This window comes from Tepidiforma flava (genome assembly GCF_027594505.1).
In the GTDB taxonomy this organism is placed as follows: domain Bacteria; phylum Chloroflexota; class Dehalococcoidia; order Tepidiformales; family Tepidiformaceae; genus Tepidiforma; species Tepidiforma flava.
The window spans coordinates 1785964-1807573 of record NZ_CP115149.1 but is presented as its reverse complement, the minus strand read 5'-3'; the positions used below and the strand labels follow the sequence as shown (position 1 = coordinate 1807573).

General features: G+C 73.0%; 22 protein-coding genes. 10 read left to right on the top strand and 12 right to left on the bottom strand.

What is annotated here, in order from left to right; translation table 11 throughout:
* Positions 1-2 precede the first annotated feature (2 nt).
* The 4 genes from O0235_RS10090 to O0235_RS10075 all read right to left on the bottom strand — a co-directional run bounded on the left by O0235_RS10090 (position 3) and on the right by O0235_RS10075 (position 2547).
* On the bottom strand, positions 3-755 hold the full coding sequence (locus O0235_RS10090) for an energy-coupling factor ABC transporter ATP-binding protein (RefSeq protein WP_270055665.1): 753 nt from the start codon (positions 753-755) through the stop codon (positions 3-5).
* Positions 752-1480, bottom strand: coding sequence for a cobalt ECF transporter T component CbiQ (gene cbiQ / locus O0235_RS10085; RefSeq protein ID WP_373324306.1), 729 nt, complete (start codon positions 1478-1480; stop codon positions 752-754). Before cbiQ ends, O0235_RS10090 begins: the two co-directional genes overlap by 4 nt.
* A gap of 62 nt (positions 1481-1542) precedes the next feature.
* The gene (locus O0235_RS10080; protein ID WP_270055663.1) at positions 1543-1869 is read right to left on the bottom strand and encodes a PDGLE domain-containing protein; all 327 of its coding nucleotides are present in this window, start codon (positions 1867-1869) and stop codon (positions 1543-1545) included.
* A gap of 9 nt (positions 1870-1878) precedes the next feature.
* A complete protein-coding gene (locus tag O0235_RS10075; RefSeq protein WP_270055662.1) occupies positions 1879-2547 on the bottom strand; it encodes an energy-coupling factor ABC transporter permease in 669 nt (222 codons plus the stop codon).
* Positions 2548-2669: 122 nt separating this feature from the next.
* Here O0235_RS10075 and O0235_RS10070 point away from each other — a divergent pair, with 122 nt between their 5' ends.
* The 3 genes from O0235_RS10070 to O0235_RS10060 are packed head-to-tail and all read left to right on the top strand — an operon-like array spanning position 2670 to position 5127.
* On the top strand, positions 2670-3533 hold the full coding sequence (locus tag O0235_RS10070) for an MBL fold metallo-hydrolase (protein WP_270055661.1): 864 nt from the start codon (positions 2670-2672) through the stop codon (positions 3531-3533).
* On the top strand, positions 3530-4591 hold the full coding sequence (locus tag O0235_RS10065) for a hypothetical protein (protein WP_270055660.1): 1062 nt from the start codon (positions 3530-3532) through the stop codon (positions 4589-4591). Before O0235_RS10070 ends, O0235_RS10065 begins: the two co-directional genes overlap by 4 nt.
* Complete coding sequence (locus tag O0235_RS10060) at positions 4585-5127, top strand: hypothetical protein (RefSeq protein WP_270055659.1); 543 nt, start codon at positions 4585-4587, stop codon at positions 5125-5127. Before O0235_RS10065 ends, O0235_RS10060 begins: the two co-directional genes overlap by 7 nt.
* Before the next feature lie 15 nt (positions 5128-5142).
* On the opposite strand, the gene O0235_RS10055 is transcribed toward O0235_RS10060, so the two are convergent.
* The 4 genes from O0235_RS10055 to O0235_RS10040 form a co-directional block, all read right to left on the bottom strand.
* On the bottom strand, positions 5143-5976 hold the full coding sequence (locus O0235_RS10055) for a hypothetical protein (protein ID WP_270055658.1): 834 nt from the start codon (positions 5974-5976) through the stop codon (positions 5143-5145).
* Between the two features lie 87 nt (positions 5977-6063).
* A complete protein-coding gene (locus tag O0235_RS10050) occupies positions 6064-6792 on the bottom strand; it encodes an SIMPL domain-containing protein (protein WP_270055657.1) in 729 nt (242 codons plus the stop codon).
* Positions 6789-7322, bottom strand: coding sequence for a hypothetical protein (locus O0235_RS10045; protein WP_270055656.1), 534 nt, complete (start codon positions 7320-7322; stop codon positions 6789-6791). Before O0235_RS10045 ends, O0235_RS10050 begins: the two co-directional genes overlap by 4 nt.
* A gap of 273 nt (positions 7323-7595) precedes the next feature.
* The gene (locus O0235_RS10040; protein ID WP_270055655.1) at positions 7596-8213 is read right to left on the bottom strand and encodes an RNA polymerase sigma factor; all 618 of its coding nucleotides are present in this window, start codon (positions 8211-8213) and stop codon (positions 7596-7598) included.
* 3104 nt (positions 8214-11317) lie between these two features.
* Between O0235_RS10040 and lepB the strand changes: the two genes are divergently transcribed.
* The 4 genes from lepB to folP are packed head-to-tail and all read left to right on the top strand — an operon-like array spanning position 11318 to position 15614.
* A complete protein-coding gene (gene lepB, locus O0235_RS10035) occupies positions 11318-13207 on the top strand; it encodes a signal peptidase I (protein WP_270055654.1) in 1890 nt (629 codons plus the stop codon).
* Positions 13208-13266: 59 nt separating this feature from the next.
* A complete protein-coding gene (gene pyrE, locus O0235_RS10030; RefSeq protein WP_270055653.1) occupies positions 13267-13845 on the top strand; it encodes an orotate phosphoribosyltransferase in 579 nt (192 codons plus the stop codon).
* A 48-nt stretch (positions 13846-13893) separates the two neighbouring features.
* Positions 13894-14412 (top strand): DinB family protein, encoded by a 519-nt coding sequence (locus tag O0235_RS10025; RefSeq protein WP_270055652.1) that lies wholly within the window; start codon positions 13894-13896, stop codon positions 14410-14412.
* Positions 14409-15614: a dihydropteroate synthase gene (gene folP / locus O0235_RS10020; protein ID WP_270055651.1), complete on the top strand. Its 1206-nt coding sequence runs from the start codon at positions 14409-14411 to the stop codon at positions 15612-15614. Before O0235_RS10025 ends, folP begins: the two co-directional genes overlap by 4 nt.
* 7 nt (positions 15615-15621) lie before the next feature.
* Here the strand turns inward: folP and O0235_RS10015 are convergent, their stop codons facing one another.
* The 4 genes from O0235_RS10015 to O0235_RS10000 form a co-directional block, all read right to left on the bottom strand.
* A complete protein-coding gene (locus O0235_RS10015; RefSeq protein WP_270055650.1) occupies positions 15622-16314 on the bottom strand; it encodes a TolB family protein in 693 nt (230 codons plus the stop codon).
* Positions 16311-17300 (bottom strand): DUF2157 domain-containing protein, encoded by a 990-nt coding sequence (locus O0235_RS10010; protein ID WP_270055649.1) that lies wholly within the window; start codon positions 17298-17300, stop codon positions 16311-16313. The genes O0235_RS10015 and O0235_RS10010 overlap by 4 nt, the downstream gene beginning before the upstream one ends.
* A gap of 98 nt (positions 17301-17398) precedes the next feature.
* Entirely contained in the window at positions 17399-18574 is a 1176-nt protein-coding gene (locus O0235_RS10005) for a D-arabinono-1,4-lactone oxidase (protein ID WP_270055648.1), read from the bottom strand.
* Positions 18575-18634: 60 nt separating this feature from the next.
* On the bottom strand, positions 18635-18817 hold the full coding sequence (locus tag O0235_RS10000) for a hypothetical protein (RefSeq protein WP_270055647.1): 183 nt from the start codon (positions 18815-18817) through the stop codon (positions 18635-18637).
* A 118-nt stretch (positions 18818-18935) separates the two neighbouring features.
* Here O0235_RS10000 and O0235_RS09995 point away from each other — a divergent pair, with 118 nt between their 5' ends.
* From O0235_RS09995 to O0235_RS09985, 3 genes are read left to right on the top strand one after another with little or no spacing between them, the layout of a single operon-like run.
* Complete coding sequence (locus O0235_RS09995) at positions 18936-19442, top strand: 6-pyruvoyl trahydropterin synthase family protein (RefSeq protein ID WP_270055646.1); 507 nt, start codon at positions 18936-18938, stop codon at positions 19440-19442.
* A complete protein-coding gene (locus O0235_RS09990; RefSeq protein ID WP_270055645.1) occupies positions 19439-21004 on the top strand; it encodes a hypothetical protein in 1566 nt (521 codons plus the stop codon). The genes O0235_RS09995 and O0235_RS09990 overlap by 4 nt, the downstream gene beginning before the upstream one ends.
* Complete coding sequence (locus O0235_RS09985) at positions 21001-21609, top strand: archaeosortase/exosortase family protein (protein WP_270055644.1); 609 nt, start codon at positions 21001-21003, stop codon at positions 21607-21609. The genes O0235_RS09990 and O0235_RS09985 overlap by 4 nt, the downstream gene beginning before the upstream one ends.
* The last annotated feature ends 1 nt before the right edge of the window (position 21610 follow it).

The window sequence follows — 21610 nt, the reverse complement described above, 5'->3', positions numbered from 1 at the left end:
GCTCAGGGCATTTCGAGTCCGTGACGTTCGAGAAGGGCAGCGTCGGCGAGGAGGTCCGGGGTGGGGCCATCGGCGACGATGCGGCCCTCATCGAGGATGACGGTGCGCGGGAAGACCTCGGCGACGAGGCGCATGTCGTGGGTGGAGACGAGGAGGGTCTGGTCGAGGCTGCGGAGGAGGTTGATGAGCTCGCGGCGTCCGCGGGGGTCGAGGCCGGCGGAGGGTTCATCGAGGACGAGCAGTTGGGGAGACATGGAGAGGACGGTGGCGAGGGCGGCGCGCTTGCGCTGGCCGAGGGAGAGGTGGAAGGGCTGGCGGCGTTCGAGGCCGGCGAGGCCGACGGCTTCGAGGGCGCGGGCGACGCGCGCTTCGACCTCGTCTCTGGCGAGGCCCATGTGGATGGGGCCGAAGGCGACGTCGTCGTAGACGGTGGGGCTGAAGAGCTGGTCGTCCGGGTCCTGGAAGACAAGGCCGACGAGGGCGCGGATGCGGCCGAGGTTCTGGCGGGTGACGGGGATGCCGGCGATTGCGACCGACCCCTCGGCCGGGAGGTGGATGCCGTTGAGGTGGAGCATGAGGGTGCTCTTGCCGGCGCCGTTGGGGCCGATGAGGGCGAGCTTCTCGCCAGGGTCGATGCGGAGGTCGATGCCGTGGAGGGCCTGGTGGCCGTTGGGGTAGCGGAAGATGAGGCGCTCGACGAGGACGAGCGGCGCGGCGGCGGGTGCGCGGTCGCGGGCGGGGGCTTCGAGGGTCATCGGCGGGGCACCCAGGTGTGGGCGCTGAGTTCGAAAGCGGCGAGGCCCGCGAGGGCGAGGAGGAGGAGGGCGAGCTGGGGCCGGGGGAAGGGGCGGTCGTGGAGGTGGCGGAGGTGGCCGGCGTAGCCGCGGGACTGCATGGCGAGGTAGACGCGCTCGGAGCGTTCGTAGGCGCGGATGAAGAGAGCGCCGACCATGTTGCCGACGACGCGGCCCTGCCAGGTCCAGTGCGGCGGCTTGCGGCCGGGGGGCACGGCCGCGCGGGAGGCGCGGGCGCGCATCATGCGGGTGGCTTCGCCGGTAAGCACAGCGAGGTAACGGTACATGAGGGCGATGATGGCGACCATGAGCCGGGGAAGGCGGAGGCGTTCGAGGCCTTCGAGGAGGTCGTGGAAGGGCGTGGTGAAGACGAGGAGGGCGGCGGCCTGCACGGAGACCCAGCTCTTCAGGAGGATGGTTGCGAAGGCGATGAGGCCTTCGCCGCTCAGGGTGAGGGTGAAGAGGCCCAGGTCGACGTCGGCGATGGGGCGGCCGGGGCGGGTGAAGATGAGCGGGAAGGCGGCGATGGCGAAGGGGAGCGCGATGAAGGCGCCGCGGAGCATGGGGAGGGGGCCGATGCGGGCGAGGAGGGAGACGGCCGCGAGGGTGAGCCAGGCGGCAGCGAGGGCGAGGAAGGCGCCTTCGGGGAGGAGGCTGACTGCGAGGATGAAGGCGATGACGAGCACGAACTTCAGGCGCGCATCCGCCCGGTGGAGCGGGCTCTCGCGGGGGAGGTAGCGGTCGAGGTTCAGGTGCGGGCCCTCCGGGAGGCGCGGACCGCGGCGCCAAGGGCGAGGGTGGCGCCGAAGACGATGCCGACGCCGATGAGGCCGGCGAGGACGACGCTGAGCCATTCGTTATCGACGCCGGGGATGGTGTAGTCGGGCAGCCATTCGTAGGCAGGGTCCTTCCCTTTCTCGACGAACTCCTTGTCTTCGGCGACGCGGTCGAGGCCGTCGGGGTCGGACGAGGCGGCGGGCGCGAGGAAGACGACGACGAGGGCGGCGATGAGGAGGCCGGCGAGAACCCAGCCGTAGCGCTTCAGGAAGGAGCGGGAGTTCGGCGCGGTGGACATGGTCAGCTCCTAGGAGGAAGCGGGGGCGTCGCGGAGGGTGAGGAGGTCGGCGCGGGAGGCCTGAATGAAGGCGAGGGCGCCGACGGTAATGATGGCCTCGCCGATGCCGATGATGACGTGCCAGCCGACCATGGCGACGAGGGCGGCTTCGAGCGACGTGGTGCCGGAGACGGCGAGCTGGAAGGAGCAGACGACGGCGGCAGCGACGACGGAGAGCCAGGCGGCGACGGCAGCGGCCGGGAGGCGGCCCTTCGCTTCACCGCCGAGCGCGGCAGCGACCGCGCGGTAGACCGCGTAGCCGCCGAAGGTGCCGATGAGCCCCATGTTGAAGATGTTCACGCCGAGGACGACGAGGCCGCCGTCCTGGAAGACGATGGCCTGCACGGCGATGACACAGGCCATCACGATGGCGGCCGCGTAGGGGCCGAGGAGGACGGCCGCGAGGACGCCCCCGAGCAGGTGGCCGGAGGTGCCGCCGGGAATCTGGAAGTTGAACATCTGCCCGGCGAAGATGAAGGCGGCCATGACGCCCATGAGGGGGATGGCGCGGTCATCGAGCCGGGCGCTCACCTGCCGAAGCGAGACGGCGAGGGCGGCGGCGGTGATGACCCAGAAGACGATGCTGACGGGGACGGAGAAGAACCCGTCGGCGGCGTGGAGGAGGAAGATGGGGGTCATGGGTTCTCCCGGGTGCCTGCGTTCCGAACAGCAGTTTACCTGCAAACGGTTGCAGCTACGAGGGGCCGGCAACGGCAGCCGGCGGTAGCGGTCCGGGCGGGCTGGCCGGTATCGTTCGAGGCATGGACGAGCCGGTGCGCTACCGGGTGGGCGACCTCGATATTGCGGTCATCTGCGACGGGTACATCAAGCTGGACGCGGGCGCGGTGATGGGGCTCGTACCGCGGGTGATGTGGGAGCCGATCATCGGGCCGGAGAACATCGACCGCGAGCACCGGATGAAGCTTTCGCTGAACTGCATCGTGGTGCGGAGCGGCGACGAGATCCTGCTGGTGGATACGGGGATGGGCGACAAGGTGCAGGGCACGCCGCGGGAGCGGGGCTTCCCGGGGGAGTACGGCCGGCTGCTGGAGGGACTGCGGGCGCTGGGGCTCGGCCCGGAGGACATCACCGTCGTGGCGAACACCCACCTCCACGCGGACCACTGCGGCTGGAACACGCGGCGGACCGAGGACGGGAGGCTGGTGCCGACGTTCCCGCGGGCGCGGTATATCATCCAGGCGGGGGAGTTCGAAGCGGCGATGCACCCGAACGAGCGGACGCGGGGCACGTATTTCGAGGAGAACTTTGCCCCGCTGCAGGGGACCGGGCAGCTGGAGCTGGTGGAGGGGGAAACGGAGCTCATCCCGGGGGTGAAATTCTGGCCGACGCCGGGGCACACGGCGGACCACGCGTCGATCGTGCTGAGCTCGGGCGGGGAGACGGCGATCTACACGGGCGACCTCGTGCACCACGCGGTGCAGGTGGAGCGGCCGGCGTGGATCGCGGCATTCGATATCCTTCCGCTGATGTCGCTCGAATCGAAGAAGAAGCTGGCAGAGCGGGCGCTGCGGGAGCATGCGCTGCTCATCTGCGTGCACAATCCGTTCCCCGGGACGGGGCGGCTGACGGAGCGGGACGGCCGGCGGACGTTCGTGCCCGCATGAGCGAGACGGTGATGCGGCTGGCGCTTCGCGATGCGCACGCGGCGTTCGGGGCCGTCTTCGGGTTGCAGCGGGGCTGGGAGGTGCCGCTCCATTACGGCGAGCCGGCGGCTGAATACGGAGCGCTGCGGGGGAGCGCGGCAGCGTTCGACCTGAGCTTCCGGAGCCGGTTCATGGTGACAGGGCCGGATGCGGGGGAGGTGGTCGCATCGGCGCTCGCGGGCCATGCGGGGGAGCTGGAGGAAGGGCGCGCGGGGCGGTTCGCGCTGCTGGATGCGGAAGGGAACATCGCGGACCTCGTGCTGGCGGCGCGGACGGGCGGCGCGGCGTACCTGCTGAGCGGCGAGCCGGAGCGGCGGGAGGCGCTGGGCGCGGCGCTGGCGGCGGCTGTCGGTGAGGGATTCGAGGTGCGAATCGACGACCGGACGGCGACGACCTGCGCGGTGGGGCTGGCGGGGCCGGCCGCCGCGCCGGCGATGGCGCGGCACGTCGCGGAGGCGCTGCCCGGGCGGCTGGGGCCGCTGCACTGCGCGGCGTTCGAATTCCACGGCTTCCGGGCGCTGGCCGTGCGGGCGAGCGGCACCGGGGAGGACGGGTTCGAGCTGGTGCTGGCGCCGGCGGTCGCGAGCCACCTGCTGGGGACGCTGCGCGCGGCGGGGATCGCGCTGGCGGGGTGGGAGGCGATGGAGACAGCGCGGGTGGAGGCGTGCATCCCGGCGTGGGCGCCGGACGTGGAGCCGGGGCTTTCGCCGGCGGAGGCGGACCTCGACGTGCTGCTCGGCATCCCGGGCGGGCGCGAGGGGCGCATCCTCGCGGCGTTCTTGCTCGAAGGCGACCCCGTGCCGCCGGGGACGGCGGTGGTCGACGGCGAGGGCCGCCCGGTCGGGGAGGTGCGGTCGTGTCTGCGCGCGGGAGGATTGAAGGCCACGGCCGGGCTCGCGATCATTGAGGCGGCGGCGGCATACCCGGGGGCCGCGCTGCGGGCGGGCGGGGCGCAGCTGCTGGTCGTCGCGAAGCCGCTCTATCGACGAAGAACGGAGGGGAGTTCGCAGCGATGGTAGACCTCTCGGCGCTGGCCGCGTACGAACCCCGGTGGCCGGGGGTGGTAGAGCTGAACCTGCAGGACCAGTGGCGCGCCCGCTGGGTCGATGAGCAGGTGCTGCCGGCGAACGCGCCGGTGAACTACGCCTATGCGGTGGTGGTGGCGGGCGAGCGTGGCTACGTGCTCCGGCGGCCGGGCGAAGCGGCGTGGGGCATGGTGGAAGGGCCGACGGGCGACCGGCAGGCGCAGGTGTTCGTTGAGGAGGAGGTGCGGGCGCGGATGGGCATCGAGCCGGGGCTCGTCGAGCTCATCGGCTTCTTCGAGTGCAAGGCGACGCGGCACAACCGGGAGTACCCGCAGGGGACGCTGACGGTGCGGCCGCTCTACCTGGTGGTGGCGAAGGAGGTGGGCGATACGCCGGCGGGCTGGGAGCGGCGGCGGCTGCCGCTGAACGAGTTCATGGTGGCGCTGCGGTCGCGGTACCCGGAGCTCGACGAGTACCTGGGCAAGGCGGCGCTGCGGCACGCGGTGCTGCGGAAGGAAGGGAAGGGGTAGGGCCGGCGGCCCCGGCTATTCGCCGTAGATGCGGGCGAGCAGGTCGTAAAGCTGGGGGTCGTAGGAGCGGAGCCAGGCGCGGTCGCGGCGGCCGGCGAGGTCGGCGTGGAGGAAGTAGGCCTGGGTGCCCTCGGCGAAGTACTCGTTGGCGTTGGTGGCGGCGTAATCGCCGCGGTATTTGCCGGCGGCCATGGCGTCGGCGTAGTACTGGCGGACGTCGAAGTAGTCGGCCGGGGGAAGGGCCCAGCCCATGACGAGGTGGCCGAGTTCGTGGTAGAGGATGTTGAGGCCGCCGCACGGGCCTGAGCGCCGGCCGAGGAGGTCGTCTTCGTTCACGGTAACGACGGGGTAGTCGGCGGAGTCGGCGACGCCGCAGACGTGGTCGAAGAAGTCGCGCGCCTCCCGGTCATCGAGGCAGCGGAATTCGGGGAGATCGAGGACGCCCTGGCCGCTGGCGGCGACGATGACGTAGGCGCCGTCGGCGGCGAGGTTGGTTTCCAGGTCGTTGTTCGCGAAGAAGCGCTCGACGGTCTTCTTGGCGGCCTCGATGGCGCGGGGCGACACGCGCTCGTTGGCGACGATGGCGATGCCGGCGGCTTCGGCGATTTGCGTGTATTCGGGGGAGAAGCGGCGGGGCTGGCCGGGGTCGGGCATGCGGGCGACGCCCTGGCACACGTCGCCGGCGGCGGCGAGCGGCGTCGGGGTGGCCCGGGGGAGGGGCGTCTCGGCTGCGGGACGTGCCGGCGCGGGTGCGGCGTCGGAGGCCAAGCGCAGGACGACGCCGGCCGTCCCCGCGAGGGCGAGGATGGCGAGGAGGGTCGCGCCAGCGAGGGCTGCGGCAGTTTTCACGATGACAGCGTAGGGCGAGAGCGGCCGGGGCCGGAAGTGCGGCTTGACCCGGGGTTTCCGCTGGACGGGCCGGGGCTGCGCCGCGGCTTACCGTTCGAGGGCGAAGCGGACGGTGACGCTGACGGTCATGGTGGATTCGCCGGGCTCGATGGGGGTGCCCTCACCGGTCGCGGCGGCGCGCGGGACGGCGAGGGGCATCGGACTGCTGACGGCGGTTTCGCTGATGGCGATGACGCCGCCGAGGCGGACGCCGGCGGCCGCTGCGTAGGTCTCGGCGCGCTTTCGGGCATCGGCGACGGCGTTCTTCCGGGCGGTTTCGAGGAGAGCTTCGCGGTCGCTGACGCCGAACTGGAGGCCGTTGACCCGGACAGTGTCGCCGGCGGCGGCGATCGCGTCGTCGATGACACGGCTGAGGCGGTCGAGGTCGCGGACGCGGACGGTGAGGATGTTCGAGACGGTATAGCCGGTGATGACGGGCTGGCCGGGGCGGGAGTAGTCGTAGACGGGGTTGACGCCGACCTGCCGGGTCTGGATGTCGCGGTCGGCGACGCCGTTGGCCTTGACGCTGGCGATGAGGCTGGAGGCGGCGCGGGCCGCGCGGTCGCGCGCTTCGGCGACGGTGGGAGCGAAGGTTTCGATGCCGAGGTCGATGGTGGCCATATCGGGGGCGGCGGATGCTTCGCCGGTGCCGGAGACGGTGATGCCGGTTTCCATGGGGGCCTCCCCGGTGACGATGGTGGTGTCGCCGCCCGAGCAGGCGGCGGCGAGGGCGGCTGCGAGGAGGAGCATCGCTGCGAGCGGGAGCGTTCGAGTCATGGCTGGCGCCTCCGGGCGATTTCGAGGGCGGCAAGGCTGGCGAGGGCGAGCGCGGCGGCGGCGCCGGCGGCGCTGAAGAGCCAGCCGGGCGGGCCGGAGCGGCCGGGTTCGCGGGATTCGGCACCTGCGGCGGCGGGGGCGGCCTTGCCGGCTGGGGCGTCGTCCGCTGCGGCGGTCGTGCGGACCTCGCCGCCGGCGTCGCCGGCGGACGCGCCGGGCTCTGCTGCCGGGGCGGCGGGCTCGGGCGCGGGCTCCGGGCCGGGGGAGCGGTCGGAGCTCGAAGCGCCGGCGCCGCCGGTCGGCGGCGGCGCCAGCCCCGGCGTGGATTCCGGGGTGGCGGCGAAGGGCGCCATGGTGGCTGCGCCGCCGGCGATGTCGCCGCCGGGCGGCACGGCCATCGGCGCGGCGGCGTCTTCGGCGCGCTCGCGGGAGGCGAGCGAGGCGGAGTCGTCGCTGCCGGGAGCGGCCACCGTGAGGACGGCGAGGACCGCGAAGGCGGCGACCGCAGCGGCGGCGAGGCCAGCGCGCACCGAGCAGGAGCGGGCGGGGCACAGCTGCCCGGGGCGCCGTCCGCGGCCCCTCGAGCATGGCGGGGGTCAGGCGGAGGGAGCGGGAAGGCTGGCGCAGGGGCAGCGATTCGAGGGCGGCGCGGAGGGCCCGCTCCTCTCCGAGGCGGGCGCGGCAGGCTGCGCAGCGCGCGGCGTGGACCTCCAGACGGCGGAGGCTGGCGTCATCGGCGCGGCCGCTCACGGCGTCGGTGATGAGCGCATGCCAGGCGCGGTGGCGGCGGAGGAATCGGTCGATCATGCGTCCCCTCGGTCGTGAAGACGTCCTGAGCGCGGGAAAAGTTCCGGGTGGCGAGCGAGGATCTGGCGGAGGCGCTCGCGGCCGCGCGAGAGGCGGGATTTGACGGTGCCGATGGAGACGCCGGTGGCGGCGACGATTTCGTCGTACTGGAGGCCGTGGACGTCAGCGAGGAGGACGACTGCGCGCTGGTCTGCGGGGAGCTGCGCCAGGGCGCGTTCGAGGGCGTCGCTGAGGCTGCGGGCGTCGAGCGCGGCAGCGGGGTCGGCGGCGGGATCCGGGGGGTCGATGGCGGGTTCGCCGGGGTCGCTGGCTTCGAACGGGCGGGAGGGGACGCGGCGCATGCGGCGGCGGAGTTCGTCGCGGGACTGGTTGAGGGCGATGCGGAGGAGCCAGCTGCGGAAGCTGCCGCCCTTGAACTGGTCGAGGGCGCGGTAGGCGGCGAGGAAGGCTTCCTGGGCAGCGTCTTCGGCCGCGGTTCGTTCGCCGAGCTGGCGGTAGCAGACGGAGAACACGAGGGACTGGTAACGGTCGACGAGGCTGTTGAAGGCGTCGAGATTGCCGTCTTTTGACAGAGAGACCAGGTGCTCGTCCGGGGGTTCGAGCGTGTCGGTCATGTGGGCCGAGGGTAGGTCAATCGGCTGTAAAGGGCGAAGCGAAGGCCGCGCCCGGAGCAGCGGGGAGGCTATGGTACGCTGATGACGATGGACAATGGCGAGGGCCGCCCCCTCGATGAACTGGAATCTGGCCAGAAAGACCCGCAGGACTGGTACTTCGACCTGCCGAGCGATGCGTGGAAGCGGCAGGAGGAGAAGAACCGGCAGCTCCGCGAACGGGTGCGGAGCGGGGAGCAGGAACCGGAGGAGCGCCCGCGGCGCGACCCGTGGGTGTTGAACCGGCCGGCGCCGGAACCGCCGAAGAAGCGCGGTCTCTTCGGGCTCGGACGAAAGAAGCGGGAGAGCGATGCGGAGGAGCGCCGGCCGGCGCAGCAGCCGGCGTTCCGGGGGTGGCCGGCCGAGGCCGGCGACAGCGATGACGATGGCGAGTGGTCGACGGAGCGGCTCGATGCCGGGATGGCGTCAGCGCCGCTGCAGCTGAGACCGCGGGGCGGGCCGCCCGCGGGCGAGCCGGGCGACCCGGCGCGGGAGCCCGCAGGGATGGTCGAACCGCCGCCGCTGCGGCTCCGGCCGCGGCGCGAGCCGGGGGAAGGCTCGCGCCTCAACTGGGATTTCGGGCCGGGCGCATGGCCGGGACCTGAGCCGGCGGAGCCTGCCGGGGGACCGGCGGGGGAAACCCGGGACGACAGCGAAAGCTTCGTCTCGCAGATGCGCGCATGGGCGGAGCGCGGGCGCGACGAAGGACACCGCCAGTTCGGCGCCGGGTTCGAGGCCGCGCGGGACGACAGCGGCGAGCCTGCGCCCCGGCATGGGGATGCAGCAGGATTTCCGCCCGAACCGGCGGACGCGGCGCCGGCTGGAGGGATGGCCGCGGAAGACCGGGCTGCATTCGGAGGCGAGGCGCCGGAACCTTCGGCCGGGTGGCATGAGGAGCGCCGCGCGGCGGAAACGGCTGCGCCGCCGGGGCTGCCGCTCATCCGGCGGAGGCAGCCGGAGGAGAGCGAACCCGCCCGGGAGCCCGGCAAGAGCAGCAAGTGGGACGAGTTCTTCGGCCTGAACCGCGACGGCAGCGATGAGACGGGCGGCGCCGGCTTCTCCGAGGGGCTGGCCGCGATGCGCGAGTGGGCGAAGAAGAAGCCGCTCGGCGAGGACGTCCGCGACCTGAGCCAGGTGCCGGAGGAGTTCCTGAAGCCGTTCGACTGGGAGCTGGAGGAGCAGCAGCGGGCAGAGACAGCCGCAGCGCCGGCCGGGAGCCGGATGGACGGCGTGAACGGCCCGGCCGACGTCACGAAGGAAGCGGCAGACGAAAGCGAGCCGGGCGCGGCCGAGTTCGCGGCCGCGTGGTCCGACGCCAGCGACGAGCACGCGAATCCGTTCGCGGCGTTCGAAGCGGAGCCGGCGGCCCCCGGGTACGACGCGGCATTCGACAGCGCAGCTTCGCGGCCGATGACGTCGGACGCGGACCTGGCAGACGCATTCGCGGCGTTCACGCCGCAGGAGAGCGACGCCGGTGCGCCCGGCGGCGTATCCGACGCTGCCGCCGAATGGCGGGACCTCGAGGAGGGGGACCAGGCAGCGCCGCTCACAGCCTTCGCCGCGCACGAGCCAGGCACCGACCCGGCTCGCGAGCAGTTCGACACCCCGGCGGCCTGGCAGGAAACCGGCGACGGCAGGGGCGAGCCGTTCGCGGGGCGCGGCGGCGACGACGCGGGGGACGACGACCCGCTGGCCGGGCTGTTCCCGGTGCGCGAGCTGCCGGGCGCCGCGGGCCACGCGGCGGAACCGGCGAAGGAGAAACGCGGCCTCTTCGGCCGGCTCTTCGGGCGGAAGCGGCAGGAGGAGCCGGCCGACGTGGCCGGGCCGGGCACGGACTGGCGGGCCGCGTGGCAGTTCGATCAGGACAGCGCGGACGATGCCGGCCCGGGCGCATCCTTCGAGCCCGCGGGCACGCCGGGGGTCTTCGAGGGCAGCCGCCTGGTTGCAGATGCGGCACCGGTGAGCACGCCCGAGGGGTGGGGCGCCAACGCGGGCGAGGCGCTCGCGGACGACGTCGAGGCGGTGAGCGACTTCGCGGCGCAGGTGCAGTCGCTCGCGTGGCAGCTCGATGAGGGGGGCCGGGAGCCGGCCGCCGAGGCAGGCCTGACCCCGGCGGAGGAGTCGGCCGGGGCCGCTGACAGCGAGGGATGGGCGCCGGAGTTCCCGGCGGCGTTCGCGCCGGCGCAACCGGATGTCGCGGGCCAGCTGGACGCAGCAGACGCGGTCGACGACGAGTGNTCGCGCCGGCGCAACCGGATGTCGCGGGCCAGCTGGACGCAGCAGACGCGGTCGACGACGAGTGGTCGCCGGAGCCGGTGGAGCTGGGCGCGGGTGTCTTCGAGCCGGCGGAGTTCCTGCGGAGCTGGTCACGCGGAGCCCGCGCGGGGCGAGGCCGCGGCTGACAGGCGGTGACCAGGGCTGGGCTCCGGAGCCGGTCGAGCTGAGCCGCGTCGGCGTTCGAGGCGCCGCGGTGCAGGCGGCGCTGTGGGGCGACGGCGGGACCGGTCGAAGAGGCGGTCGCGAGCGCCACCGAGCCGGCCAGCCCCGCGGTCGAGCCGGCTGCCGAGGAGCCGCGGCCGTGGTGGGAGGCCAGCGAGGCCAAGGAAACGGTCGACGAGGCGGTCGCGAGCATCGCCGAGCCGGCGAGCCCCGCCGTCGAGCCGGCCGCCGAGGAGCCGCGGCCGTGGTGGGAAGCGAGCGAGGCCGAGGACGCGATCGAAGAAGCGGTCGCGAGTGCCGCTGAGCCGGCGAGCCCCGCGGTCGAGCCGGTAGACGAGGAGCCGCGGCCGTGGTGGGAGGCCAGCGAAGCCGAGGAGACGGTCGAAGAAGCGGTCGCGAAGATCAGCGAGCCGGCGAGCCCGGCGGTCGAGCCGGACGCCGCGAGCGAGGAGCCGCGGCCGTGGTGGGAGGCCAGCGAAGCCGAGGAGACGGTCGAAGAAGCGGTCGCGAGCGTCACCGAGCCGGCGAGCCCCGCCGTCGAGCCGGCTGCCGAGGAGCCGCGGCCGTGGTGGGAGGCCAGCGAAGCCGAGGACACGATCGAAGAGGCGGTCGCGAGCGCTGTCGAGCCGGTGAGCCCGGCGGTCGAGCCGGACGCCGCGAGCGAGGAGCCGCGGCCGTGGTGGGAGGCCAGCGAAGCCGAGGAGACGGTCGAAGAAGCGGTCGCGAGCGCCACCGAGCCGGCGAGCCCGGCGGTCGAGCCGCCTGCCGAGGAGCCGCGGCCGTGGTGGGAGACCAGCGAGGCCGAGGAAACCGTCGAAGAAGCGGTCGCGAGCATCAGCGAGCCGGCGAGCCCCGCCGTCGAGCCGCCTGCCGAGGAGCCGCGGCCGTGGTGGGAGGCCAGCGAAGCCGAGGAGACGGTCGAAGAAGCGGTCGCGAGCGCCGCCGAGCCGGCGAGCCCCGCGGTCGAGCCCGCGAGCGAGGAGCCGCGGCCGTGGTGGGAGGCCAGCGAAGCCGCGGAGACGGTCGAAGAAGCGGTCGCGAGCGCCGCTGAGCCCGTGAGCCCCGCGGTCGAGCCCGCGAGCGAGGAGCCGCGGCCGTGGTGGGAGGCCAGCGAAGCCGAGGAGACGGTCGAAGAAGCGGTCGCGAGTGCCGCTGAGCCGGCGAGCCCCGCCGTCGAGCCGGTAGACGAGGAGCCGCGGCCGTGGTGGGAGCGGCTCGGCGAACAGCCCGTGCCGGCGAACGATGAAGCCGCCGTTCCGGGCGGCACGCCCGCGGAGGCCCGCTTCGGCGGCGCGGAGGACCTGGCAGGCGATGACGAGGACATGTGGGGCGACATCGCCGAGACGGCGGAACTCGCCGTTTCGCTGCCCGGCGGCGAGGACGACCTCGACCTGGCGGCGAGCCTCGAGGCGCAGATGGATGCCGCCGACGAGCCGCCGTGGGCGCAGCCGTCGCCGGTCTACGACGATGAGGAGCCGGAGTTCGTTTCGACCGAGGACGAGGGCGACGTCATCCTGAAGGCGTTCGAGGCGCACGCGTCGACGCCGGAGCCTGAGCCGGCATCGCCGGAGGTGGACGCCGAGACGGCGGCGGCGCTAGAGGCGCTGTTCGGTTCGCAGGGCACGCAGATCGTGGAGGAGACCGGCGAGGAGCCGGCCGAGCGGCCGTTCATCCGGATGGCGGCCTGGGCGCCGCAGCGGAGCGCGCCGGCGGACGACGGGTGGGCGCCGGCCGAGGAGGTCGCGGCGGAGTTCGAGCGGCGGAACGCGCCGATCGGGTTCGAGCTCGACCCGCTGGCGGCAGCGCCGCCGTGGGCCTCGGAGCCGGCGGAAACGGACGGCCGCGCCGCCGAGCGGGCGCGGGGCGACGGCCGGCTGAAGGCGTGGATCCGCGAGGTGGTCGAAACGGTCATGCTCGCCGCGCTCGTGTTCCTCTCGGTGCGGGCGAGCTTCGGGAACTTCAAGGTCGACGGGAACTCGATGTACCCGACGCTGGAGAACGGGCAGTTCCTGATCGTGAACAAGCTGGTCTACTCGGAGGTCGACCTCGAGAAGCTGTCGACGTTCCTCCCGTTCATCAACCCGGGCGACGACCCGACGCGATACGTGTTCCACGGGCCGGAACGCGGCGACATCGTGGTGCTGCGCGACCCGCGCGACCCGAGCACAGACCTGATCAAGCGGGTCATCGGGCTGCCGGGTGAGACGATCGAGATCGTGAACGGCAAGGTGTACATCAACGACCGGCTGCTGGAAGAGCCGTACATCACGACGCCGTGGAATGACACGCTGCCGAAGATCCTGATCCCGCCGGATGAGTACTTCGTGATGGGCGACAACCGGAACAACAGCCTGGACAGCCGGAGCGCGCAGGTGGGGCTGGTGTCGAAGGACCTGATCATCGGGAAGGCGACGCTGAGCTACCTGCCGCTGAACCGGTTCGGGCTGGCGCCGAATCAGAAGGGCGTGCTGACCGACCAGAAGCCGGTGCTCACGACGAAGCGGCTCGGCGAGGACTGAGGGGGCTCCAGCGGGGCGAGACCCGCGACCGGAAGGCGGCGAGCGGGTACGCTCGCGGCATGACCGAACGGCACCTGACGCGCGACGAGGCGTGGGCGCTGCTCGAGGAGCGCGGGGCGCTGCTCCGCGGGCATTTCCAGTACGCGAGCGGGCGCCACGGCGAACTGTACATCGAGAAGTTCCGCATCCTGCAGTGGCCGGACGTGACGGAGCCGCTCTGCCGGCAGATCGCGGAGCGGTTCCGGGGCACGGCGACGGTGGTGGCGGGGCCGACTACGGGCGGGGTGATTCTCGCCTACGAGACGGCGCGGCAGCTCGGGCTGCGGGCGATCATCGCGGAGCGGAAGGAGGAGGGGAGCGAGGAGCGCGAGTTCCGGCGGGGGTTCGAACTCGGGCCGGGCGAGCGGGTGCTGGTGGTGGATGACGTGCTGACGACCGGGGGAAGCATCCGCGAGGTGCTGAAGGCGGTGGCCGCGCGGGGGGCGGAGGTCGCCGGCGTCGGCGTGCTGGTCGACCGGACGGCCGGGAAGGTGGGGTTCGGGGTGCCGTTCTTCGCCTGCCTCGACGTGCCGGCGGCATCGTGGGACCCGGCGGACTGCCGGCTGTGCCGGGAGGGTGTGCCGCTCGTCGTGACGTAGGCGCGGCCGTTACCGCGCGGGGCGGGCGCAGGGGCTAGAATCGGGGGCGTGCGTTACGTACCGGCGACGGCGGGGAGCGACCCTTCGTTCCTGCTGAAGGCGCTCGGCGAGGCGGCCGGGGAGCTGGCGCGGGCGTTCGGCAGTGTGCGCGAGCGGGATTTGCTGCGGCCGGCGGGCTGGCCCGATGAGGGGTGGTGCCTGCTGGCGGTGCCGTTCCACCTCGTGCAGGTGGAGCGCGGGGTGCAGGAACAGGCGGCGATCATCGCGATGCACCGGGGCCGGGAGGTGCCCGACATCCCGCACGTGGACTTCGACGACATCCCGTTCGAGGCCGACTACGCGGAGGCGGACCTCGAGCTGCTGCTGGACGAACTGCACTACCTGCGGCGGCGGACGAGCTATCTCCTGTGGGACCTTTCGGAGCGGGACTGGGAGCGGAAAGGGCTGCACCCGTACCGGGGCGAGGTGTCGATCGCGGAGATTGCGCGGGAGACGTACCAGCACGACCTCGAGCACCTGTGGCAGGTGCGGCGGATGGTCGATGCGCTGCAGGGGCGGCGCGGGTGAGGCCGTCGCTGCGGGTCGTGCCGCCCGGGTTCGGGATGACGGCGGCGGAGCCGGAGGCGCCGTTCGCGGCGCACTTCGCGGGCGACCGGGAGCGGCTGCAGGTGGCGACGAGCCAGCTCGGGCTGGGCATCGACCTGCGGGAGCCGGGCGAGGCGGTGGTGTGGGCGTCTCGCGCGATGCTCGGGCGGCTGGCGGAGGCGCTCGAAGGGCTGGGGTCGCCGCACGCGGCGCGGCTGCGGGCGCTGCTCGCGCCCGTGCGGGCGTGGCGGCTGCGGACGCGGGAGCTGCCGCTGGAGCGGCCGGTCGTCATGGGCATCCTGAACCTGACGGAGGATTCGTTCTCGGGCGACGGCGTGGGGCGGGATATCGGCGCGGCGCTGGCGGCCGCAGAGCGGCTGCGGGCGGCGGGGGCGGACATCATCGACGTCGGGGCGGAGAGCGCGCGGGCCGACCGGCCGGTGCTCGCTGCCGAGGAGGAGGCGGAGGTGGTCGGGGCGGCGGTGGCGGCGCTGGCGCGGGAGGGGCACATCGTCTCGAGCGATACGTACAAGCCGCTGGTGGCGCGGGCGGCGCTGGCGGCCGGCGCGGAGCTGGTGAACGACATCAGCGGGCTCACGCTGGGGACGGGCGCGGCGGAGGAGGCAGCGGCCGCGGGCGCCGGGTACGTGCTGAACTACAGCTACTCGGTGCCGAAGCGGCGGCCGGATGCGCCGCCGGTGTACGCGGACGTGGTGACGGAAACGGTGGCGTGGATGGAGCGGCGGCTGGAGGAACTGCTGGCGGCCGGTCTCGCCCGGGAGCAGGTGGCCGTCGACCCCGGGATTGCGTTCGGGAAGAGCCACGACGAGGACCTGCAGGTGCTGCGGCGGATTGGGGAGCTGGGCACGTTCGGGCTGCCGGTGCTGCTGGCCCACTCGCGGAAGAACTTCATCGGCAGCGTGGGCGGGCTGCCGCCGGCGGAGCGGGACCTCGAGACGCACGTGGTGAGCGCGCTGGCGTTCGCGCAGGGGGTGCGGATCTTCCGGGTGCACGACGTCGCGGGGGCGCGGCGGGCGCTGGAGATGGCGGAGGCGCTCGCGGCGCGGGGACCGGGCGCGTTTGCGCCGGGCGATGGGAGCTGGCCGTGGCGGGCCGGGGCTTCGGCGGCGCACATGACGCGGGCGGAGCCGGCGGTGCCGCCGCCGCCGGGCCAGCGGTGGTAGGAGGCGGTCAGTCGATTGGCGGCGGGGGCCAGGCGCGGCCGTCGGGGAAGCGCCAGGCGACGGCGCCGCCGACGACACCGGTCGCGAGGGTGCCGCGGACCCGGCCGTCGCGGGAGACGAGCCAGAGTTCGGCGCCGCGGCCGCGGGGCGGGTAGTAGGCGAAAGCGAGCCACTGGCTGTCGGGTGACCAGCCGACGAGGTTGGGCGGCCAATCGAGGCCGTCGAACGCGATGGTGCCGGTGACCTGGCCGTCGCGGATGAGGTCGAGGCGGGCGCCGTCGCGCTGGAAGATGCGGGTGCCGTCAGGCGCCGTGAAGTCGAGCATGGTGCGGGACTGGTCGATGGTGCGGCGCTCGAGTTCGCGGCCGGATTCGAGGTCGACGATGACGAGGTTGTTCGGGTAGGGGTTGGGCACGAGGTAGGCGATGCGGCGGTCGTCGAGGAAGTAGAGGAGCTGGGGGATGACGCCGGTGCAGTGGACCTGGCCGCGGGCTTCGCCGGAGGCGCGGGCGAGGACGATGCAGCTGGCTTCGTCGACGTAGAGGATATCGCCGGGGATGGCCGGGTTGGGGTTCTTCTCGAGCGAGGTCGGCGACGGGTCGGAGACGCCGATGCCGAGGAGGACGACGGCGGTCACGATGACGGCCGCGACGCCGCCGATGACGGCGATGGCGAACCAGCGGGCGGATGGCGAGGTCACGCGGCGCTCCCGCGGCGGAGGGACGGAGCGAGGCGGGCGAGGAGGAGGACGGCGCCGATGAGGAGGGCGCCGCTGATGATGAGGGCGACGGGGGCGCCGACCTGGTCGGAGAAGTTCTGGAAGATGGCGCGGACGAGGGCGACGAAGAGCAGGCCGACGCCGCACAGGACGTAGCCGAAGGAGCCGCGGTAGACGCCGAAGCCGAGGAGCGCGGCGGCGGCGACGAACGCGGGGATCTCCCACGGGGTGCCGCCATCGGAGAAGCCGGGCTGGTAGCTGCCGAGGGCGAGGAGGAGGCCGAAGGTGAGGCGGCTGGAATCGCGGGGGGCCATGAGGCCGACTTCGGCCAGGGCGATGCCGGCGAGGCCGAAGATGACGAGCGCACCGCCGGCAAGGCGGGCGGAGTACTGGTCGGGCCAGTTGCCGATAGCCTGGCCGAGGAAGAAGAGGCTGGCGCCGAGGGCGAGGACCTGGAAGGTCATCGGGTTGAGCGCCCAGAGGAGGAGGGCGAGCGCCGCGGCGGCGACGCCGACGATGAGCATCGCGGCCTGGTCGTCGTCGCGGGAGATGCCGAGGGGCTCGTACTCGTGGAGGACGACGGCGACGGTACCGGCGGCGAGGCCGACGGCCGCAGCCCAGGAGAACTGCGCGCCGCGCCGGTAGCCGGCTTCGCCGAGCGATTTGAGGAGACCGCCGGTGAGGAGGGCGAAGGCCGCCGGCACGCCAACGGCGAGCACGCGCGGGAAGGAGGCGAGGTTATCCCAGGCCTGGGCGATGAGGGCGAAGACGCCAACGGAGAGGACGGCGATCCCGAGGTAGAGGAGCACTTCGATGAGGCCGGGACGCTCCCCTGGCGGGACCTCGCCGGGCGCCCCGCGGGCCTGCTGGCGGCGGGCGGCTTCGAACTGGCGGATGCGCTCCGCGGTGGCTTCGTCGATGAGGCCGGCTTCCGCCCAGCGCCGGAGCGCCTCTTCCGCTTCCGTCATGGGCGAACGCTACGAAGGAACGGGGAAGTTGTAAAGCGTTGGGAGTTGGGAGTCGGGAGACGGGGAGCGGAGGCGGGAGGGGGGAGGCGGCAGGCAGGTCAGGCGAAGAGGGGGGCGAGGTAGGGGGAGAGGAAGCGCCCGGCGGGGTCGAGCTGGCGGCGGAGGGCGCAGAACGCTTCGAAGCGGGGGTACATGGCGGCGAGGTCGGCGCGCGCGCAGGTGTGGAACTTGCCCCAGTGGGGGCGGCCGCCGAAGTCGCGGAAGATGGGCTCGAGGTCGGTGAAGAACTCACGGTAGGGGCGCTCGGCGGCCTGGTGGACGGAGATGGTGACGGTGGGGCGGCCGAAGGCGGGGCTGAGCCAGGCGTCGTCGGCGGCGAGGGTGCGGTATTCGACGGGCCAGCCGACCTTCGGGTGGCGCTCGACCATGCGCTGGCGGACCGCTGCGAAGCAGGCAGGGCCTGCCTCTGCGGGGACGGCGTATTCCATCTCGTTGAAGCGGAGGTCGCGGGCGGAGGGATAGATGCGGTGGGACCAGCCGGTGCGCTCGCCGGGGCCGTCGAGCGGGGGCGGCTCTTCGCGCTCGGGGATTTCGTCGACCGGGTTGAGCGATTTGGATTCGGCGATGCCGGAGCGCGGGAACCAGAAGAACTCGTAGTGGTCGTTGGCGGCGATGTTCGCGGCGAGTTCTTCGAGACAGGCGTCGATGGGGTGCTGCCAGACGCGTTCGCGGAGGGCGTACCGCGGGACGCAGGCGAGGGTGATGCGGGTGAAGATGCCGAGGAGGCCGAGGGAAACCCGGAAGGCCGGGAGCAACGCCGGGTCGTCGACATCGAGCAGGGCGCCGTCGGCGGTGACGACGCGGGCGGCTGCGAGGCGGGTGGAGATGGAGCCGTAGGCGGGGCCGGTGCCGTGGGTGCCGGTGGCGATGGCGCCGGCGAGCGCCTGGGTATCGACGTCGCCCTGGTTGGGGAGGGCGAGGCCGCGCTCCCAGAGCAGGCGCGTGGCGTCGCGGAGTTTCGTGCCGGCGAAGAGGGTGGCGCGGCCGGAGGCGGGGTCGGCATCGAGCAGGCCGGCGAGAGCGTCGAGCGAGAGGATGACGTCATCGGCGGGGACGACGGGGACGAAGGAGTGGCCGGAGCCGGCGGCGCGGACCGAGCGGCCCGAGGCGGCCGCTTCGCGGACGATGGCGGCGACCTCTTCTTCGGACGCTGGGGAGCACAGCTGGCGCGGTGTCGCGGTGACGGAGCCTGACCAGTTGGTCCAGGTGGGCACGGCAGTTCCCCCGGCGGATGTCCCCGGAGGGTAGCGCACAGGCCGGGGCGGGGCGAGCGTTCAGGCGGCGCGGGGCTGGCCTGCGCGGCTGCGGATGGCGAGGAGCTCGGCGCGGATGCGGAGGAGGATGGGGGCGCTGAGGCTGCCGGCGCCCGGCCCGCGGAGGGCGTCGATGAGGCGGATGGCGTCGTCGATGCCGGCTTCGTAACCGGCCTGCCAGGAAGACCAGTCGGTGGCGGGCATGGTCGGCTCCTCGGGGTTCATACCGGGGTTATCGGACGAAGCGGGAAACGGCGCAGGTTCGCAGCCGGGGAAACCGAACATTCACTGAATCGTTCCGCGGCCGTTGCCGACAACCGCGGTGAGAGACGTCGAGGTGACGGAGATGGCTGCAGCGAACGGCGCACCGGGGACACCCCTGCGGGCGCTCCCGACTGAACACCCGGAGACCGCGGCGGTCGTCCAGGGGGCGATCGCGGCGGGCCTGCGGTACCGGCTGGCGATCGATTCGTTTTTCGGGGCGACGCACGCAATCCGGCCGAACGGGGCGAAGCACACGCACTCGTACCGCGTGCAGGCGGTGTTCGTGACGGAAGGGGTCGACGAGCAGGGGATGGTGGTGGGCTTCCGGGAAGTGGCGAACCTGCTGGAGGCCGAGGCGAAGCGGTTCGCGAACCGGTTCCTGAATGAGCTGCACCCGTTCACGGTCGTGCAGCCGACGGGGGAAAACCTTGCGGCGGTGATCTTCCGGAATCTCGAGGCGCGGCTCATCGAAGAGATGCCGGGCGGGCCGGAGCTGGTGAGCGTGACGCTGTGGGAGAACCCGACCGTCTCGGTGACGGTCGAAGCGCGGAGGGACGCGGCATGAAGCGGCTGGCGATGCTGGCAGCGGTGCTCACTGCGATAGCGGCGGGCCTTGGGGCGGGAGCCGGGGAGGCGCAGGTGCCGCCGGGGACGGCGACGCTCACGTTCCTCGCGGCGAGCTGCAGCGGGGACAGCGCGATCTACCAGGCGCGGGCGGGCGGGCTGGACCCGAAGGCGAGCGACAACGGCACGCCGCAGGCGGTGCCCTCGGACATCGCGGCGTACGGGTGCACGCCGGCGCTGGCGAAGGGGCTGTTCCTGCTCGGCGGCTCGACGGCGAACTCGCTGTTCCTCGACCCGCTCCTGCTCGTGCCGGTCGTGGCGTCCGGGTCGGGGAGCGGGTATACGCCAGGCGCGACGATCATCGCCACGGGGCAGACGGTGTACCTGAAGGGCGGCGCGGCGGCGACCCGGCGGTTTTCGGTGATTGACTTCCCGACGACGGTGGTGACAGCGGCGCCGCTGCCGTTCATCGACCTGCAGTGCTACACGGACGGGGTGAACAACGACAACGCAGACGGCGCTGGCTGGGATGCGCTGGCGATCCCGGCCGGGACGCAGGCGTACTGCATCCTGTACACGTGGGACGGTTCGAAGCCGACACCGAAGCCCACCCCGACGCCGACGGCCGCGCCGACGAAGACGCCGACACCAACGCCGACCCCGACGACGGGCGCTGCGACGGCCTCGCCGGGCGCTTCCCCGACGCCGACGAACACGCCGAGCCCGACAGCCACGCCGACCAACACACCGTCGGCCTCGGCGACGGCGGACCCGGTGAAGCCGGCGGCCTCGCTGGTGGTGCACAAGTTCGTGCCGGGCGAGAAGGGCGGCTGGCAGGCGGCGACGCCGCCGGGGCAGTGGGTCTTCCTGCTGGCGGATGCGAACAACACGGGGCTGCAGAAATTCGTCGATGAAGAGGTCGTGCCGCTGCTGCCGGGCGACTACCTCGTGACGGAGCTGGACCCGGCGACGGGCGGGCCGAACCCGCTGCTGTTCGACCTGGTGGCGTCGCCGAAAGGGCCGCAGGGGTGCCCGAAGGAGCCGAAGGGCGGGAACCTGGCGGCGAAGGTGTCGGTCCCGGACACCCCGACGTCCGCCGGGATGGTGTTCCACCTCTGCGCGTACAACAAGAAGCCGGGCGAGCTGCCAAAGGTGTCGGTGAAGAAGAGCTTCGTGAAGGAGGAGGCCGGCGTCGTGACCTGGCGGCTCGAGCCGACGGCTGCCGCGGACCTGCTGGTGTGGGACGCGAACGCGGCGAGCTGCCAGGAGTTCAACGGCGCGGCCTGCGGCGACATCGCGAACGGCGGCTACGGGAAGTTCTATGCGACGGCGCCGGGCCAGTACTTCCTCATCGAGCAGAAGTTCGAGCCGAAAGGGGAGGAGTGCGAGGTCAGCAACACGGTGGAGTGGGGGCTGGACCCGAACGGGCCGCGGGAGTCGCTGACGGTGACGTACCGGTGCTCGGGCGCGCCGACGATGGGCTGGCTGCTGCTGGGGCTGTTCGGGACATTCGCGGTCGGGGCCGCCTGGTGGGTGAACCGGAAGGCCGGGAAGGCGGCATGACGGCGCTCGCGTGGTTCGTGCCGGCGGTCATCGCCTGGGCGCTCGCGGTGCGGTTCTTCTGGAAAGCGGGGGCCTGGCTCCCGTATTTCCTCCTCGGGGCGGCGGGCGGCGCGGTGCTGGCAGTGGTGGCCGCGCGGGAGCTGCTGCCGGGCGAGCTGGCCATCCGGGTGGCAACGGCGCACGCGGTGCACGCGGTCTCGTGGCTGCTGGGCATCCGGACGGAGCTGTTCGATGACCGGGCGGGCGAGCTGCTGGTGATCGGGGTGCCGCACCACCAGGAGTGGACGCGGCTGAGCATCGGGATCGAGTGCTCCGGGCTGCTGGAGCTGGCGGCGCTGATGGGGCTGGTGGTGTTCTACCCGGCGCTGCCGAAGGGGAGGCGGCTGCTCGTGCTGCTGGCGGCGCTCGGGCTGACCTTCATCGCGAACGTGGTCCGGATGCTGGTGATCGTGGGCGCGGTGGCGTACGGCGGGCAGGACTGGCTGGACATCGCGCATGTGGTGTTCGGACGGGCGGTGTTCTTCGGCCTGGCGATCGGGATTTACTGGTTCGCGATTACGCGGCCGACGCTGCGCGTGGTGTACGCGCGGCTGCGGGAGGGGTGAG